This window comes from Streptomyces sp. NPDC007189, assembly GCF_040703635.1.
Classification (GTDB): Bacteria; Actinomycetota; Actinomycetes; order Streptomycetales; family Streptomycetaceae; genus Streptomyces.
In genome coordinates this window covers 1-16,610 of the sequence record NZ_JBEYEY010000049.1, presented here as the reverse complement: position 1 = coordinate 16,610, position 16,610 = coordinate 1, and the positions used below count along the sequence as shown (strand labels likewise).

Annotated in this window: 14 protein-coding genes and 1 pseudogene; 10 read left to right on the top strand and 5 right to left on the bottom strand. The window is 67.9% G+C overall.

Annotated features, from left to right (window positions below; translation table 11 throughout):
* Positions 1–197, bottom strand: a 197-nt coding sequence (locus AB0950_RS39765) for a response regulator (RefSeq protein ID WP_366780735.1), incomplete at its 3' end; no start/stop codon positions are given.
* Between the two features lie 8 nt (positions 198–205).
* On the opposite strand from AB0950_RS39765, the gene AB0950_RS39760 reads away from it, so the two are divergent.
* Positions 206–625, top strand: a complete 420-nt coding sequence (locus AB0950_RS39760) for a hypothetical protein (RefSeq protein ID WP_366780734.1) — start codon at positions 206–208, stop codon at positions 623–625.
* A 171-nt stretch (positions 626–796) separates the two neighbouring features.
* Positions 797–1,234 carry a DUF2690 domain-containing protein gene (locus AB0950_RS39755; RefSeq protein ID WP_366780733.1) on the top strand — a complete coding sequence of 146 codons (438 nt, stop codon included), beginning with the start codon at positions 797–799 and terminating at the stop codon, positions 1,232–1,234.
* 946 nt (positions 1,235–2,180) lie between these two features.
* Here AB0950_RS39755 and AB0950_RS39750 read toward each other — a convergent pair.
* Complete coding sequence (locus tag AB0950_RS39750) at positions 2,181–3,302, bottom strand: alpha/beta hydrolase-fold protein (RefSeq protein ID WP_360161997.1); 1,122 nt, start codon at positions 3,300–3,302, stop codon at positions 2,181–2,183.
* A 211-nt stretch (positions 3,303–3,513) separates the two neighbouring features.
* The gene (locus tag AB0950_RS39745; protein WP_366780732.1) at positions 3,514–4,455 is read right to left on the bottom strand and encodes a polysaccharide deacetylase family protein; all 942 of its coding nucleotides are present in this window, start codon (positions 4,453–4,455) and stop codon (positions 3,514–3,516) included.
* A gap of 229 nt (positions 4,456–4,684) precedes the next feature.
* Between AB0950_RS39745 and AB0950_RS39740 the strand changes: the two are divergent.
* Together AB0950_RS39740 and AB0950_RS39735 are read left to right on the top strand one after the other, a co-directional pair.
* Positions 4,685–5,140: pseudogene (locus tag AB0950_RS39740) on the top strand (protein kinase); the annotation flags it as partial.
* 61 nt (positions 5,141–5,201) lie between these two features.
* Entirely contained in the window at positions 5,202–5,495 is a 294-nt protein-coding gene (locus tag AB0950_RS39735; RefSeq protein ID WP_366780731.1) for a transposase, read from the top strand.
* Positions 5,496–5,593: 98 nt separating this feature from the next.
* Here the strand turns inward: AB0950_RS39735 and AB0950_RS39730 are convergent, their stop codons facing one another.
* On the bottom strand, positions 5,594–7,339 hold the full coding sequence (locus tag AB0950_RS39730; protein WP_366780730.1) for a TIGR03767 family metallophosphoesterase: 1,746 nt from the start codon (positions 7,337–7,339) through the stop codon (positions 5,594–5,596).
* Positions 7,340–7,669: 330 nt separating this feature from the next.
* On the opposite strand from AB0950_RS39730, the gene AB0950_RS39725 reads away from it, so the two are divergent.
* Positions 7,670–8,377 (top strand): hypothetical protein, encoded by a 708-nt coding sequence (locus tag AB0950_RS39725; RefSeq protein ID WP_366780729.1) that lies wholly within the window; start codon positions 7,670–7,672, stop codon positions 8,375–8,377.
* Between the two features lie 113 nt (positions 8,378–8,490).
* Here AB0950_RS39725 and AB0950_RS39720 read toward each other — a convergent pair whose 3' ends face one another.
* Complete coding sequence (locus AB0950_RS39720; RefSeq protein ID WP_366780737.1) at positions 8,491–8,880, bottom strand: class I SAM-dependent methyltransferase; 390 nt, start codon at positions 8,878–8,880, stop codon at positions 8,491–8,493.
* A gap of 144 nt (positions 8,881–9,024) precedes the next feature.
* Here AB0950_RS39720 and AB0950_RS39715 point away from each other — a divergent pair, with 144 nt between their 5' ends.
* From AB0950_RS39715 to AB0950_RS39695, 5 genes are all read left to right on the top strand, one after another.
* Entirely contained in the window at positions 9,025–9,858 is an 834-nt protein-coding gene (locus tag AB0950_RS39715) for a PIG-L family deacetylase (RefSeq protein WP_366780736.1), read from the top strand.
* A gap of 1,265 nt (positions 9,859–11,123) precedes the next feature.
* A complete protein-coding gene (locus AB0950_RS39710) occupies positions 11,124–12,686 on the top strand; it encodes a Re/Si-specific NAD(P)(+) transhydrogenase subunit alpha (protein WP_366780728.1) in 1,563 nt (520 codons plus the stop codon).
* Positions 12,687–12,692: 6 nt separating this feature from the next.
* Entirely contained in the window at positions 12,693–14,159 is a 1,467-nt protein-coding gene (pntB, locus tag AB0950_RS39705; RefSeq protein ID WP_366780727.1) for a Re/Si-specific NAD(P)(+) transhydrogenase subunit beta, read from the top strand.
* Between the two features lie 642 nt (positions 14,160–14,801).
* Positions 14,802–15,779, top strand: a complete 978-nt coding sequence (locus AB0950_RS39700) for a magnesium transporter CorA family protein (RefSeq protein WP_366780726.1) — start codon at positions 14,802–14,804, stop codon at positions 15,777–15,779.
* Positions 15,780–15,973: 194 nt separating this feature from the next.
* Positions 15,974–16,510: a DUF5994 family protein gene (locus AB0950_RS39695; RefSeq protein ID WP_366780724.1), complete on the top strand. Its 537-nt coding sequence runs from the start codon at positions 15,974–15,976 to the stop codon at positions 16,508–16,510.
* The last annotated feature ends 100 nt before the right edge of the window (positions 16,511–16,610 follow it).

Genomic DNA, 16,610 nt, shown 5'->3' with positions numbered 1-16,610 from the left:
AGCATCAGCACCGGCGCGTCGACGCCGCGAGCGCGCAGGGCCAGGCAGACGTCGCGGCCGTCGGCGTCCGGGAGCCCGAGATCGAGGACGACCAGGTGGGGCGCTGGTGCGAGCTGCCGCAGCAGGCTGTCGGCGGTGGCGGCGACGGAGACGGTGTGGCCGTCGTGCTCCAGAAAGCTCTCAGCGTGCAGCCGCATCGCCCCGCATGCTGACAACGCCCCGCCTGCCCAGCGAGATCCAAGCCACCGCCGAACACCTGCAGAGCGCTCTGCTGCCCCGGCTGCCTCAGCCGGGCCACCTGCAGCTCGCCGCCCGCTACAGCCCTGCCCGCAGCGAGACTGGCGAGGTCGGCCGCGACTGGTACGACAGCTTCGTGCTGCACGACCTCGGCGGCCGCACTCCGTACAGCAAGTCCTCCTGGGAACGCAATCTCAACGGCAAGGCACTGCCGGCGCAGCACGCGGTGACCTCCCTCGGAAAGCTGGCCGACGCCGATCCCGCCCGGCTCGTGGCACTGTGGGAACTGGCGAACACGGCTTGGCACGACCCCAGAACCAGTGACACGAACGGCCCCGCGATGCCGACGAGGTCCACGACCGGCCGTTCGAGGAATCCACTTCCGTGACGGAGCGCGCTCCCGCCGCGCAGGCCGAAGAGCCGCCGTCCGTGAGCCGTCGGTTCGGCAGGCGGCAGCTGATCCGGGCGGTGGTCGCCCTGGCCGCTGTCGTCGGCCTGTCCGTCTTGCTGTACGTCGCTTTCGGCCGGCGTCCGGGCGTGCGCCGACCGGGACGGCACCGTGGACAAGGACACACCGACCAGGCAACTCGACGTGAACTGCTTCGCGGACAGCTGTGCCGGGAAGAACCCCGGGCGAACTGGCTGGGGCGGTGACGCGTGGAGCGCTGCCCTGTACAAGGTCGCCGGGGTCTACGTGGAGTCGCGCTACAGCGATGCCTGCAAGGCTGCCTGGTGCCGTATCAGTTGGGGACACTCCGGCGACATCGCCCGGGTCGTCGGCGAGGGGGGGCCGGACCTACCAGAACAAGGTCCACTACGACACCGACACCTTCAGCGCGATGGTCGCAGCGCCAAGCCCCTCAACGGCCAAGGCATGTGTTCTGCTCGCCTCCGTGGGGTCCACGCCTGCACCTCCCCGGGCGGCACTCAGCACCTCATCGAGCCCCCGAACCCGCCCACCTCGGCCACCACCTCCGCGGCGGCTGGCCCGAGGTAGGTGAGATCACCGAGCGGCCGTCGAGACACCACTCGGGCGGACGTGATCCGCGACGCTCGGTTGACGCTCCGAGGGTCCCGGGAGATGGCCACAAGGGCCAAGAGATGTCGAATGACCTGCAGCTTCTTCCAGTTCTGCTACATGGCGACACGTTTCCGATGACCTCGCATGTGGAGTGCGTGCTCATTCTTGAGCCTGCAGCAAAGGGCCACCTGACCTGCTGGTTTCCTGATTTCCCGGAATCCGGGCCGGTCGCGTCGACATGTTTCGGTGGGCGCACAGCGTGGAGTACGTGGCGGTCCTTGACCATCACGAAGGAGTGCTGACCTCTGAGGTAGCAGGTCGGGGTTCCTGTAATCCAACTCCGGACCCGCTGCGGCGGGGCGCCTTTCCAGTGCAGGCGCAGGTGGTTGGGATCGGGGTCGACCTCCACCTCGGCGAAGCCGGGTATGCGCGCCCGGTCGGACTCGGAGAGCCCTTCGGTGATCCGCCGGGAACGGCGTCGAGAACCTGCTGGCGTTCGTCCTATCCGTGAGGCTGCCTGCGTGGTCGGCGCAGAAGAGACGCCTACGAGAGGCGGGATGACGAACGGTACTGCGGCGGCCAGAGCTGCGGCTGGCAGGACGAATCCCATCCATCTGGGACGTGCAGCGTGCTTCATATGCCGCTGTCTTTCTCCTGGAACCAATGAGGTGGACATATTCTTATATGGTTCTTATGGGACAGGCCCGCTAGACAAAGCGGTGATCGAATTTCGGAGAAGGTTGCAAAGCGGTAGTTGCAGGGCTGAGGTGCACAGCGCGGTTCCTGCCGCCCCAGTGCCGAAGTCCGTACGGTCGATAGAGGCCCGGCGTCGTGGCGTCGACGCGGTCGGGTGCTCCACGGCTCTCCCGTCGATCGCGAACCGCGTCCAGTTCCGCGCTTTACGGGGCGTCAGCGCGAATGGTCAATGTGCGACCAGTCGCTGGCTCAGCCACTGCAGCATCGGCGGGATCTCGCGCCGCCAGGTGTTGAAGTTGTGCCCGCCGCTCGGGAGGATGATCGACGAAATCCTGGTCACGTTGGTCGCCTGCACGCTCTTGATGAACTTGAGTGTGTCCTTGTAGTTGTGCTCACCGACCCTGCTGCTGGTGACGAGCAGCGACGTCTCGGGCGCGGCCAGATGTTTGAGCGTCCAGAAAAGGTTGGCGCGATTCTGCAGGTTCGTGTCGCCGCGGAAGAGGTCGCCCGTGGTGGGGTCGATCGGCGCCTTGTAGTACGGCGACAGACCCGCGGCGGCGGCGTACGAGGCCGGGTGGTGCATGGCGATCTTCAGCGCGCAGTAGCCGCCGGTCGAGTCGCCGACGATGCCCCAGCTGGCGGGCGTCTTGTCCGCCCTGTACTGGGCCGTCACCGCAGCGCGCAGATCCTTCGCGAAGAAGGTCTCGGTCTGCGGGCCACCGGGAACGTCGACGCACTCGGTGTCCCGCGGCGGCGCCACGGTCGGGCGCAGCATCACCAGGATCATCGGCTGCATCTTCCCGGCCTTGGCCAGCTGCAGGGCCGTACTGGGGTAGTGCAGCTTGTTCACCAGCGCTTCGGCCGTGCCGGGGTAGCCGGTGAGGATGACGGACACCGGGAACTTGCGTGCGCTGTTCTTCGGCTGGAAGTACTCCGGCGGCAGGTACACGTACGCCGGCGCGGCCAGATGGGTCGTACGGCCGATGATGTCGACCTTCTGGACCTGGCCGGCCACCTGCGGCAGCGTGCTGCTCGCACCGATGACCTTGGACGTGGCGACCACATGGACGGGGCTGTTGCCGCCCGCTGTGTGGTCGACGACCACTCCCTGTCCGGTCTCCTGGCCGAAGAGGTCGGCCCAGCTGGCGTAGAAACCGAAGGCCTGGTTCACGGCGAGGCCCACCGAGCCGAAGAGCGTCAACTGGGTGCCGAGCAGCAGAACGACCCGCCCGCTGACGGCTCGCCAGCTCTGTTGGGCCAGGCGAGGCCACAGCCAGACCGTGCTGAGGAACAGTACGAGGGCTAGGACGACCGCCAGCACCAGTACTTTGTTGCTCGTGAGTCCCATGGGCTGTTTGCCTGCGCTTTCCGCCCGGCGCCCGCCCGCGCTTTGTTGCGAGGGCTTGTCCGGGGCTTTTCTTGGCCTTTGACCGAGACAGATGTGCAGATGCCGGTCGAGGTCCCGGCCCGATCCAGCCGGCTGTGGTGCATACTGCGCGACCCGCGCCCCGAGACCGAAAGAGTGCAACGGCTGCGAGGCACACTGATTTCTGGTCGGTTCAGTGTCCGGTTGGGGCCTGGATGTAGTCCTCCAGGCGGGCCACTGCGAAGCCCTGCTCCTGGATGCGCCTGAGCAGATTCGCGAACATCTCTGTCATGGTGGCGCCCTTGAGCTCCGCAGGGCCGCGGAAATGAGCGAGGATTATGTCACCGGGACGCAGCTTCTTGCCTGGCTCTTGGTACTGCATATTGCGCACCTGCATGGACTCACGCCACCAGACGATCGCTCGCGGCCCGCACTCTCCCACCGCTATCTTGGTGTTGTTGTTGTACGCCCCGTAGGGTGGCCGGAAGAGCAACGGGGCGGTGCCGAACTGCTGGGTGAGGATCTTCTGGTCGCCGCACACCTCCTGCTTCTGGCGGGCCAGTGGAATGGTGTTCATCGCGGGATGGTGCAGGGTGTGGTTCTGGATGCGGTTGCCCATCGCCTGCAGTGGCTTGAAGTACCCGTAGTCCGACTTGATGGCGTCGTTCATCAGGAACATCGTGATCGGGATCTTCAGGTCCCGCATCATCTCGATGAACTGGGGGTCCTTCTCCAGTCCGTCGTCGACGGTGATGAAGACGACCTTCTGGGATGTCGGTACGTGCGCGAAGACCGGGACCGGGCCGGTTGCGGACAGCTTGATGGGTTTGTCCGCCGGGGGCTCGGGAGCCGCGGGCAGCGGTGTCAGGCCCCACTTGTGCCAGGCGGCAGGCTCAGCTGTGACGTGCGACGCGGTGCCGGGCGTGCCGCCGACGGAGCCGGACGCCGAGCCGGTTGCCTCGCCACCGCTCGTGCCGCAGCCGCCTACGGACAGGGCCAGGAGCACGCTGGCCAGCGGCGCGTAGAGCCTGCCGCCTATGTTGCGTCGCTTCACCGCACCGGTCTCCTGACTGCAAAGCTGACCTGACCCTGTTGGGAAAGTAGCCGTGGCATGAAAGACGAAGTTCAGCTGCATGAAAGGCGAAGTTCAGCGGAGGGTGAGAATGTGACCAAGGCCGACATCACCCCCGGCGTCATGCGGGTCATCACAGCCAGCGCCCGGCAGGGAGGCGGCCGCTGCGGCGGGTGAGTCGCGCGGCTGCCTGGTGTCCGAGGCCTCCTGCCGCGCTCGCCGTCGGAGCCGTGTGGATCAGCTCGCGTGCGCGGGTGCTTCGCGCGCGAGGCACGGATCGCCGGATCCGGGCATCACCGCCGGCGTGCTGGAGGCGCTCGAGCACGCCCACCGCCACGGCATCGTCCACCGGGACATCAAACCGGCGAATGTCATGCTCCCCTACGAGGGGACCGTGAAGGTGACGGATTTCGGCATCGCCCGCTCGGTGGATGGGACGGGTTCGACCCTCACCCGAACCTCGGTGGTGGGCACGGCCGAGTACCTTTCGCCGGGACAGGCCCCGGGCGAGCAGGTGGATGTCCGCACCGACCTGTACTCGACCGGCTGCCTGCTCTACGAGCTGCTCACCCGCCGCCCCCCGTTCACCGGTGACACACCGCTGGCCGTGGCCATGAAACACCTCTCGGAACCACCGGTGTCTCCCTCTGCCCGCGTCCCGCAGCTGCCTGCCGCCTACGACACCCTGGTGCTGCGCGCGCTGGCCAAGGATCGTACGGACCGGTACCAGACCGCCGAAGAGATGCGCGACGTCGACGGCAGGCATGGTCTGCTACAAGCCCGGCGAGCGGTCGAGGCTGATCTGCCCGGTGCGCGAGTACACCGGCCGGCCGAAAGGCTTCGGCCGGCGCGACTTCTGTGACCTGATCGTCCGCGCCCACACTCAGCTCGGCGGCCCGATCGTACTGATCCGGGACAACGCGCGGCTGCACCTGGCCAAGCCGCTGCAGGAGTCCACCGCCGCGCACGCCGAGTGGCTCACCGTGTTCCAGTTGCCCGCCCACGCACCCGACCTCAGCCCCACGAGGGCATCTGGTCGCTGGTCCGGTGCGACATCGGCAATCTCGCCGCAGGCGACCCCGGCCAGATCGCCCGAGCCGTGAAGCACCGGCTCAAGAAGATCCAGTACCGCTCAGACCTGGTCGACGGCTGCCTGGCCGGCACCCGCCTGCCTCTGCACGGCGGCGAGCAAACGACTGGCCTACGTCGCGGGCTTCGTCAACAGCAGTTCGGTGTTGTGGTCTGCGGCGGTGCCGATGCGGGTGGTGGGGGTGGCGTAAGGGTCGTTGTAGGCGAGTTCCCGGTACAGCGCGGCGAGGCCGGGATCGGAGGTGTCGGTGAAGTCGGTCCGGTAGGGGGCGGCCGACTCGATCAGCGTGGTGAACAGCGACAGCGTGCCGTCCTGGTTGTCGGCGATCTCGATGATCCGGGCGTGGTGCGGGTAGTCGACGTGGGAGGCGGTGTTGATCTCCCAGAAGGCGCGTTCGGGGACAATGTGGCCGTGCGGGATGATCTGGTTGGTGTGGGTGTGCCCGTTGACCCAGGCCACGACGTTCGGGAAGCGCTGGAGGAGGGCGACCAGTTCGTCGCCGCTGTGGCGTGCTTCGAAGGGGTGGTACGGGTCGGGCAGCAGGTTGCCCATCGTGCCGCTGGTGTGGTGGCTGAAGACGACGACGAGGCGGCTGTCGGATCCGCCCCGGACCACGCTGCCGTTGGTGTCGTACCAATGCCCGCTGTGCGTCTTGAGGACCGACTCCAGCCAGTTCAGCTGCGCGGTGCCGAGTGAACCGTCCGCGAATCCCGCCCGGTTGGTGCTGTCGAGGCTGATGCCGAGGACGCCGTCGGCGAGGTCGAAGGTGTAGTAGAGGTGTCCGCTGCTGACCGAGTCGTTGGTGAACCCGTGGCCGACGGGACCGGCTCCGGTGTACGCGGGGCTCAGGTGCGCCTTGGCGAACTCGGCCGGCGTGAAGGGGTGGCGCCGCTCGTCGGGGGTGACCGTGCGGATCGCGTCGCCGCTGGTGAGCAGCTTGCTCAGCAGCAGCACGGCCTCCGCCGGGTCGTGCAGTACGGCGTCCGCCAGCTGGATTGCGGTGGCGTCGTCGCAGCCCTCCAGCTTGCGGGAGCCGGTGTAGAGGTCGTTCAGCAGGCCGAGGTCGGGCAGGCTGCCCTCGATACTGTCGTCGTGGTTGCCGACTGTCGTGTACCACGGGAGGCTCAGCCCCGGGGCGTCGAAGGGGCGGACGGCGCCGCTCAGGAAACCGGGGATCTCCGGCAGGCCCTTGGCCTTGTAGGCATCCTGGAGGGACGACTCGGGGTTCCAGTACTGGGCGCTACCGGAGTTCTGCACGCCTTCGTAGCGGGAGAGGTCTCCGCTGTTCGGGGCGATCCGGCCGCCGCTCATGACCGTCAGGTACCAGTCGAGCTCGATGCGTTCGTGGTTGTCGGTGTTGTCACCGGTAGCCATGACAAGGCTGAACGGCAAGCCTGTGTAAGGTCCTTGGCGCACCGCGTTGACTCGTTCGACGAGGGACGAGGCGCCGCGCACGGTCAGCGTCTCCTGCGGCCGGTGCGCGCTGTCGTTCAACCGCGCCAGGTACTCAAACCGCACCGGCGACTCGGTGTCCGTCAGATGCAGGTCGGTGAACTGCACAAAGGAGGCGAGCCCGGTCCGCCGGTCGTCCCGCCCGGACGCGGCACCGGCCAGTTCGGCGCGCACCATGAGGGGCCAGCCGGGCCCCGCTGTCAGCCGTTTGTACGCTCCGTCGCCGGAGGGCGTGGCCACCTGTTCCAGCGTCGTCCCCTCGATCCGCACCGCGCGCGCGGCCGTGGCGTCCAGGGCCCGGTCCTGGGCACGTGCGCTGCTCGGTGTCAGCAGCGGCCACAGGGCGGCTCCTGCGGCTGCCGCGGATGCTCCCGACACGAACCGGCGACGGCTCATCTGGCTCATGAATCCCCCTGCCCCTGGCGGCAATTGAGTGACACGTCCGAGGACCGGGCGCGTCCGCCGGGGCAACCTTACTGACGGGTAGACTGGTGTCCAGGGCACAGATGCAAACTTGGGGGAAACAGGGGTGACGAGTTGCATCGGCCGACGGGGAACTCGGACGAAGGGCCTCTCTCCGCGTCACTGCTCGGCACGTACGACCACCGCCTCGTCCGGTCGGTATCAGTGGCGGGCGCGGCTGGCTGAGGGACCTGGCCGATGCCGCCCGCGTGATGGGCAAGGCGCTGCACGCGTACGCGGACGCAGTCCAAGGGGCGAAGAAGAGGCTGGAGTATGAGCTGGAGCCGCTGGTGCAAGCCAGTGGTCGCCGGCGTATTCCCTGTTGTCACCGACGCCGCAGCGGCGTTGGCGGCCGGCATTGCGCCACCTCGCCGCCGGCCTGGGGGTTGCGGTGACGGAGGAGACCGCGACCATCGCCACCATCGCGGCTACGACGCCGGCGTCGAGTCCCTCGACGTGGACCTGGCTGTCGCCCAGCCGATGTCCGTCGCGCCGGTCGAGCAGAAGAGCGCACTCATGGCCTGCTTCGGACTGGACAAAGCCTACCTGCCACGCCGCCCAGCATCACACTGCCCGAGTACGACGACTGCTGCGCAACGGCCCGCCTCACGCTCGTCGACCGCTTTCCCCACCTGGGACGCCGCCCCATACGCCGGCGGCTACCCCAACTGCATCGCCAGCTGGGGCGGTTCGGTGCCGACCGAGGACTCGGAGGCGGTCCGGGTACCCATGCTGGCGCCCATCGCGGGCGAGCGGATCGTCCACGGACTCCGGGCCGGCGAGAGCGACGAGGGGAAGCACCTCGATGCCCGACAAGACTGGGCAGCCCGGCAGGACGGAGCACGCCTGGGACCCGCTGGCGCGTTCCCGGTACGCGGCCCGGTACGGACCGACCACCGGGACCGGGTCCCGGTCGCCGACACCAATCACGTCCTCAAGGTGGAGGACGACTGGTGCGGTGGGGCCTGGACGCAGTGGTGACTAGATGGTCTTCGGCGGCGGCAAGGTGGTCCGCGAGTCCATGGGCCAGTCGCACATCCCGCGTGACGACCCTCGCATGCCGGTGGACACAGATCGGCGGCGCGTACGATGGGTCAGCCCATGGTGAGCGTCTCGGCCTCGGCGACGTTGATCCCGAGGTGCTTGCAGGGGTCGCTGTCCTCGCGGCGACCGGCGAGTTCGGTGACCACCCAGGAGATCCCGCCGGGTGCCAGGACCTTCCGGACGCGGTCGGGGAAGGCCGGCTTGTCGCCCGTCCACCGATAGAGCAGGCGGCAGGCGACGACCGCGTACGCCCAGTCCGGCAGGGCGTTGACGTCGTCGGCGGCGAAGTCCATCAGATGCCGGGTCAGCTCTTCGCCTTGCTGGTGGCTCCGGGTTTTCTGGGCTGCTGCGGCTATGGCGCTGGGGGAGAAGTCGATGCCGGTGGTGCGGTAATCGAGCTCGTGGAGGTGGTGGGTGAAGGCGCCGTCGCCGGTGCCGATGTCGGGGGCCGGGCGTCCACGGCCGGCTCCGATGTGATCGGCCAGAAGCGTGCGCGGTACGCATTTTCACCCAATATCGCGGCGAGCGCTTGTACGTCTGCCGCAGACTCGGACCGAGGCCTTTTCACACAGGAGGAGTGTTTCATGAATGACTGGCCCTTGACGCTCATGGCGGTGCACGCCCACCCCGACGATGAGGCCACTGGAACGGGAGGCGTCCTCGCGCGGTACGCGGCGGAGGGCATCCGCACGGTCCTCGTGACGTGCACCGACGGCAGTTGCGGTGACGGACCGGGGGGTGTCAAGCCGGGCGATCCCGGGCACGATCCGGCAGCCGTCGCCTTGATGCGGCGTCAAGAACTTGAGTCGAGTTGCGAGATTCTGAAGGTCTGTCATCTGGAGACGCTGGACTACGCCGACTCCGGGATGATGGGCTGGCCGGCCAATGACGCCCCCGGATCTTTCTGGCGGACACCCGTGGAGGAGGGCGCTGCCCGACTCGCGCAACTCTTGCGCCGCTACCAACCCGATGTGGTCGTCACCTACGACGAGAACGGCTTTTACGGCCACCCCGACCACATCCAGGCAAACCGCATCACGATGACGGCGCTGGCGATGACCCTGCAGACACCGAAGGTGTACTGGACGACGGCGCCGCGCTCGATGATGCAGCGGTTCGGGGAGGCCATGCGCGAGTTCCATGCGGACTGGCAGGAGCCGGATCCGGCCGAGGCCGCCGCGATGGCCGAGATCGGACTCCCCGACGAGGAGATCACCACCTGGGTGGACACGACCGCATTCGGCGGTCAGAAGTTCGACGCGCTGGCCGCGCACGCCAGCCAGGGCGAGAACATCTTCTTCCTCAAGATGGGCCAGAAAAGGTTCACCGAATTGATGGGCGTCGAGACCTTCGTACGTGTCCAGGACACCACCGGCGCGGCCGTGCCCGAGAACGACCTCTTCGCCGGACTGCGCTGATCCACCCGCTTTCCGAGGGCCTGGGAAAGCTCATGGTCGGTACGGCTCGATCGAGCGTGCTCGCACACCTGGAGCGTTGTTCACGAGGATCCGCTCCCGCGTCCATTGATCACCAGGGTGGCCCTGCTCGGTAGCGTGGCGGTTACGAGGACGCCGGTCCCCCACCTGGGCAGGGCCGTCGAGCGGGGAACGTTGGACGGGGCTGGGCGAGGATCAACCGTACGGGCTGGCGGCCAGTGTCCATGCCGAGCTGCAGGCCGCCCCGCTCAGCGCGTCCCCGGAGCAGATGCGGGCTGCGGGTCTGCACAGATCAGCATCCCTGGCGTGGTGACCACCCAAATCCGACGTGCACACCACACGCCGCGCTCATCCCGCATCGATAAGCTGGTTCGTTCGCTAGGCAACTACACGCGATGAAACGGAACTTGGAGTCCGCGTGGGGTTTTGGTTCTGCTTCTCTGGGCGACGAATCGGCCTGTGCGCCGACCGGCCCGCCTGTGCTCTTCAATGCGCTGTCCCGCGTAGATCACTACGAGTTCCTGCATGATCCCCAGCGACAGGTCCTGGAGGAGTGATGCCGGAGCGATATCTCGTCGTCAAGCTGAACACCGGGGCCGACAAGACACTCGTGGGGCTGATCATCTCCGAGTTCAACGGGGTCGCCGCCCGGTAGGTGCACGGGCGGTCGGTGACCTGTTCGGCGATGCATGGTGCGTGATCCCGCTCGGCGGTCGGCTGTGGCCATGGACGCTCGGATGCGGGCAGGAAGTCGAGCAGCGGTCAGCCGACCGGTGACAGTGCACGCTCTGTGTGGCGCGCTCTGACGCCGACGGAAAGGGGGTGGGCAGGATACGGGGTCGTCGTGGTCCGCCTGGTGCGGTCCGACTCCGTGAGAGTCGGGACGAGGGCAAGGCCAGACTGGTCACCCCCAGCCCCACACTCGGGACACTGTGTCGGAAAGATGGAACGCGGCAGCGGGGAGACGGCGGGGGCCCAGACCACGGGCGATGTAGTAGCAACTGGAAGTCGTCGCCCCGGTCGCCGACGGACCCTCAGGTCCCGTTGCCCTCCTGCGGTCGGACCCGCCGCAGGCGAACGGCGACGCGGCGACCGCCGAGTGAAACACACCACGGTTATGCCCCGTAGGCATGGGCGGCCCTGACGGGTAGGTTCCCACGACCGGCGTCCATGGGAACGAGCCCCGTGGACGCCCTTGTGATCGCGGATAGCCCGTCAAGCCCTCCTCCCAGGAGAGAACACGATAAATGTCTGAACAAGAACCTGCGCACCACCCACCCCGGTGCATCGGCGTGGTGGCCGAGTCCGTCTCCGGTGAGACGCGTGTCGCGGCGACGCCGGCGACCGTGCGTCAGCTGCTCGACCTCGGTTACGAGGTCGTGGTGGAGTCCGAGGCCGGCGCGGCGTCCGGCTTCAGTGACCAGGCCTACCTCGATACCGGCGCCGAGATCGGTGAGGCCTGGGACGCGGATGTCGTGCTGAAGGTGAACTCCCCCTCCGACGCGGAGATCACCCGGCTGCGGCACGGCGCGACCATGGTCGCCCTGCTGGCACCGGCCCAAAGGCCGGAGCTGCTTCGGACACTCGCCGATGCCGGAGTGACCGCTCTGGCGCTGGACGCGGTGCCCCGCATCTCGCGCGCGCAGTCGATGGATGTGCTGTCATCGATGGCCAACATCGCCGGGTACCGGGCGGTCATCGAAGCCGCGCACGTCTTCGGCCGGTTCTTCACCGGCCAGGTCACCGCGGCGGGCAAGGTGCTGCCGGCCAAAGTGCTGGTCGCCGGCGTGGGCGTGGCCGGTCTGGCGGCGATCGGCGCCGCCTCCAGCCTCGGCGCGATCGTCCGGGCCACCGACCCGCGGCCCGAGGTCGCCGACCAGGTGAAATCGCTGGGCGGCGAGTACCTCCCCGTGCACGTCGCCCAGGAGACGAGCACCGACGGCTATGCCAAGGCGACCTCCGCCGACTACGACCGTGCCGCAGCCCAGCTCTACCACGAGCAGGCCGGCGACGTGGATATCGTGATCACCACCGCACTGATCCCGGGCCGGCCGGCGCCGCGCCTGCTGACGGCCCGGGACGTGGCGGTCATGAAGCCTGGCAGCGTCATCGTGGACATGGCCGCCGCCCAGGGCGGCAACGTCGAGGGCACCGTGCCGGGGCGCGCGGTGGTCACCGACAACGGCGTCACCATCATCGGCTACACCGACCTGGCTTCCAGGCTGCCCGCCCAGGCCTCGCAGTTGTTCGGCACCAACCTGGTGAACCTGCTGAAGCTGCTCACACCCGGCAAGGACGGGCAGTTGACGATCGACTTCGACGACGTGGTGCAGCGGGCCGTGACCGTGGTGCGGGACGGCGACGTCACCTGGCCGCCGCCGCCCGTCGCCGTCTCGGCCGCGCCCGCCGTGCGGCCCGCGGCCGCGCCCGAACCGCCCGGACCGAAGCAGTCGACATCGAAGTTGACGCCTGTCTGGCGCGTCGGCCTGACCGGGCTCGGCATGCTCGCCATGTTCCTGCTGGTGGCCTTCGCCCCCGCCCAACTCGCGGGCAACTTCACCGTGTTCGCTCTGGCGGTGGTGATCGGCTACTACGTCATCGGCAAGGTGCACCACGCGCTGCACACCCCGCTGATGTCGGTGACCAACGCGATCTCCGGGATCGTCGTGATCGGCGCGCTGTTGCAGATCGGGCACGAGAACCGGCTCGTCACCGCGCTGTCCTTCATGGCGGTCCTGCTGACGAGTGTCAACATCTTCGGAGGTTTCGCCGTCACCCGCCGCATGCTGTCCATGTTCTCGAAAGGCTGAGCCGAGATGACCTCTCTGACGGCTTCCCACGCTGCCGACCTGGTCGCCGCCCTGTTGTTCATCCTCAGCCTGGCCGGCCTGTCCCGACACCGCACCTCCCGTGCCGGCGTCGTCTACGGCATCGCCGGCATGGTCCTCGCGCTGGTCGCCACCATCGTGGTGGCGGCGCAGAGCATTACCGCCGGGGCGGTGGCCCTGATCGTGCTGGCCATGGCGCTCGGCGCGGCGATCGGTCTGTGGCGGGCCCGCCGCGTCGAGATGACGCAGATGCCCGAACTGATCGCGGTGCTGCACAGCTTCGTCGGCCTCGCCGCGGTGCTCGTGGGCTGGAACAGCTACCTGGAGGTGGAGGCGCACGGCACGGCCCAGACCCGGATCGGCGCCGATCTGCTGGGCATCCACCATGCCGAGGTGTTCATCGGCATCTTCATCGGAGCGGTCACCTTCACCGGCTCCATCGTCGCGTTCATGAAGCTCTCGGCACGCATCAAGTCCCGTCCGCTGATGCTTCCCGGCAAGAACGCGCTCAACATCGGCGCGCTCGTTGCGTTCGTCGCGCTGACGGTCTGGTTCACGATCAGCCCGAACCTGCCGCTGGTGATCGCGGTGACCGTGCTGGCGCTGGCCCTCGGCTGGCACCTTGTCGCCTCGATCGGCGGTGGCGACATGCCCGTCGTCGTCTCCATGCTGAACAGCTACTCGGGCTGGGCGGCGGCCGCGGCGGGCTTCCTGCTCGACAACAACCTGCTCATCGTCACGGGCGCGTTGGTGGGCTCCTCCGGCGCCTACCTGTCCTACATCATGTGCAAGGCGATGAACCGGTCGTTCCTGTCCGTCATCGCGGGCGGTTTCGGCATCGAGGCGCCGTCCGGCGGCGCGGAGGTGCAGGGCGAGCACCGCGAGGTGCGGGCGGCGGAGGCGGCCGAGATGCTCGCCCAGGCCCGCTCGGTGATCATCACGCCCGGTTACGGCATGGCGGTCGCCCAGGCCCAGCACCCGGTCGCGGAGTTGACGCGCCGGCTGCGTGAGCGGGGTGTCGAGGTCCGCTTCGGCGTCCACCCCGTCGCCGGGCGCCTGCCCGGGCACATGAACGTGCTGCTCGCCGAGGCGAAGGTGCCGTACGACATCGTCCTGGAAATGGACGAGATCAACGACGACTTCGCCGACACCTCCATCGTGCTGGTCATCGGCGCGAACGACACCGTCAACCCGGCCGCCGCCGAGGACCCGGCCAGCCCGATCGCCGGCATGCCGGTGCTGCGGGTCTGGGACGCGGAACGGGTCATCATCTTCAAGCGCTCCATGGCCTCCGGCTACGCGGGCGTGCAGAACCCGCTCTTCTTCCGCGAGAACAGCAGCATGCTCTTCGGCGACGCCAAGCAGAGTGTCGAGGACATCCTGCATGCGCTCAGCACAAACGGCAGCCATGGGGCGGCCCCGGCCGCGCGTCAGACGACGGTGGCCGGCCGGTGAGCCGGTTCTGAGTTCGTTCGCCGTCCCGCCACCGGCGTACGGACCGACTCGATGGTCCGGTTGCTGGGGCTCGGCCGGTTGCGGTGCCCGTTGAAACGGGAGGCAACCGGCCGGCCATTCCGCGGCCCGGTGCTCTCACAAGCCCGATGGCGCTCGGCGATCCGGCAGCCGGGTTGCGATCGATGAGGAACAGGCGGCCAGAACCGACGAGGCGACCCCAGCTGACTCAAGGCGTACGCCGACAGCGGTCTCAGAGGTGGACCCTCCCTTGCGCCACGACCGTATCGTCAGCCGTCAACTCGTCCCTCGGACACAACGCCGCGTGGCCTGTCCAGCCAGTGAAGCCACCTGATCGGGTTCTTGGTCTCCTAGTAATGGGCTGCGGGGATCTTCCCTGCGGGTCGCTGACATGGACTTTGCTGATGGCCGGTGATGGTGCTGACGGTTCTGATCGGGTGTCTTGGGGGCTGTGTGCGGACTGCTGTTCCGTCCGGGTCATACGCGGCTGACGCAGGATCGCTGGCGGGCCGGAGTCAGCGTTGTTTACGGGGTGCGTCGACCGCCGGTGATCTCTAGAGCCTGCCGAGTTGGTAGATCGGGGCGAAGCGGGATGATCGAGGTGCGAGAGACTAGCCTCGGGTCATGGTGACGCGCACCCGGCTGTATCACGACGGCACTCTTGTCCTGGAGGACTTTCCCGCCAGTGACGTCGCCGCGCATCTCGCCGATCCGGCGTCGGTCCTGTGGCTGGACCTGTACCGGCCCGGGCCCGCCGATTTCACCATGCTCGGCGACGAGTTCGGCATTCACGAACTGGCTCTGGAGGACGCCGCGCAGCGTGGGCAGCGGCCGAAACTCGACCGCTATCGCACTCACGAGTTCCTCAGTGCCTATGCCGTCACCGTCAGCCCGGACGATGCGGAACTGTCATACAGTGAGATCGCCGTGTTCCTGACCAGTCAGGCCATGATCACCGTTCGCAAGGATGACGGCTTCAACATCGACAGCGTCGTCAGCCGCTGGGACGAGAGCGCGGACCTGGCCGGCCACGGTGTCGGTTTCCTGCTGCATGGTCTGCTCGACCATCTGGTGGACGGCCACTTCGCCGCGGTCCAGCAACTGGAGGACGGCATCGAGGAGTTGGAGGGTCTGCTCTTCGTGGCCGGGCGCCGTGAGATCGAAGCCGTGCAACGCCGGGCTTTCGCGCTGCGTAAATCGCTGGTCCAGTTGCGCCGTGTCGTGCTGCCGATGCGTGAGGTGGTCAACACCCTCATGCGCCCCGGCTTGCACGTGATCAGCGACCCGCTCGTCCCGTATTACCAGGACGTCTACGACCACGTGCTGCGTGCCACCGAGTGGACGGAATCACTGCGGGACCTGGTGGCCTCGGTCATGGAGACGAACCTTTCGGTCCAGGCCAATAGCATGAACCTGATCATGAAGAAGGTGACGAGCTGGGCCGCGATCATCGCCGTACCCACCGCGATCACCGGCTACTACGGCCAGAACCTCCCCTACCCCGGTTTCGGCCGCCAGTCCGGATTCATCACCTCCGCTGCCGTCATCGTGGTCCTGTCCGCCGTGCTTTATCTGACGTTCAAGCGCAAGGACTGGCTCTGACAGGCTGCGCCTCGGGCACTCGGGACCAGGTCCCGGAGGCAGGAAAACGCCAGCTCATCCGCGGCCTCTTGGGTCAGCGGGCGGAGTAGTGTGAAGGCACCGGGAGTTCCTCGCGCACCGGCTCCGTGGCGGGTGCCGTTTCCGGTGATCGACAGTGCCGGGTCGCACCATGAGCCCGGGGACGGGTTCGCGCCATGTCCGTGACCATTGACCGTACGACATCGGGCAGGCGCGCGCCGTCGCTGCCGGCTCGCCTGTCCCTGACGCCCGCGCCGGGCGGGCTGGACGGCACGTGGTGGCCTCGCTCCCGTGCCCTCACCCGTGAGCTGCCACTCTTGACGGCAGCATTGGGCGACCTCTGGGGCCGCATCACAGGTATCACGCTGAACCCGGCCTACTGGCCTGTCATCCCGCGTTGGGTGTCCGTCGCCGGGCGCACGGTGGATGTGGGCTGGTCCACCGAGGAGCAGGATCCGCACGGACTCACCCTTTTCTCTGCCGACGGCCGTCGGGATGTGCTGGTGATTCCGCCGGAAACCCGTGCGGATGCGGCCGCGCAGCTGATGGCGGGCGACGGCATCGATGCCCCGGCCCGGGAGGCAGCAGCAGAGAGGCTCGATGCCCGAAGCAGGGAAGAAGCCTGGGAGACCGATGGCGGAGCAGGTCCGCCGTCGTCCCTGTCCCGTCCCATCGGCTCGACAGGGCGTTTGCCCGCCGGCCAACGGAGGTGAGAGCCATGAGCTGACCCCGGATTCGTGGAGTCCCTGAAGCCAGGCTTATGATCCTGGCCCGAAGGAGAACCACGAGCAGTGCCAGCACCACGCAAATACC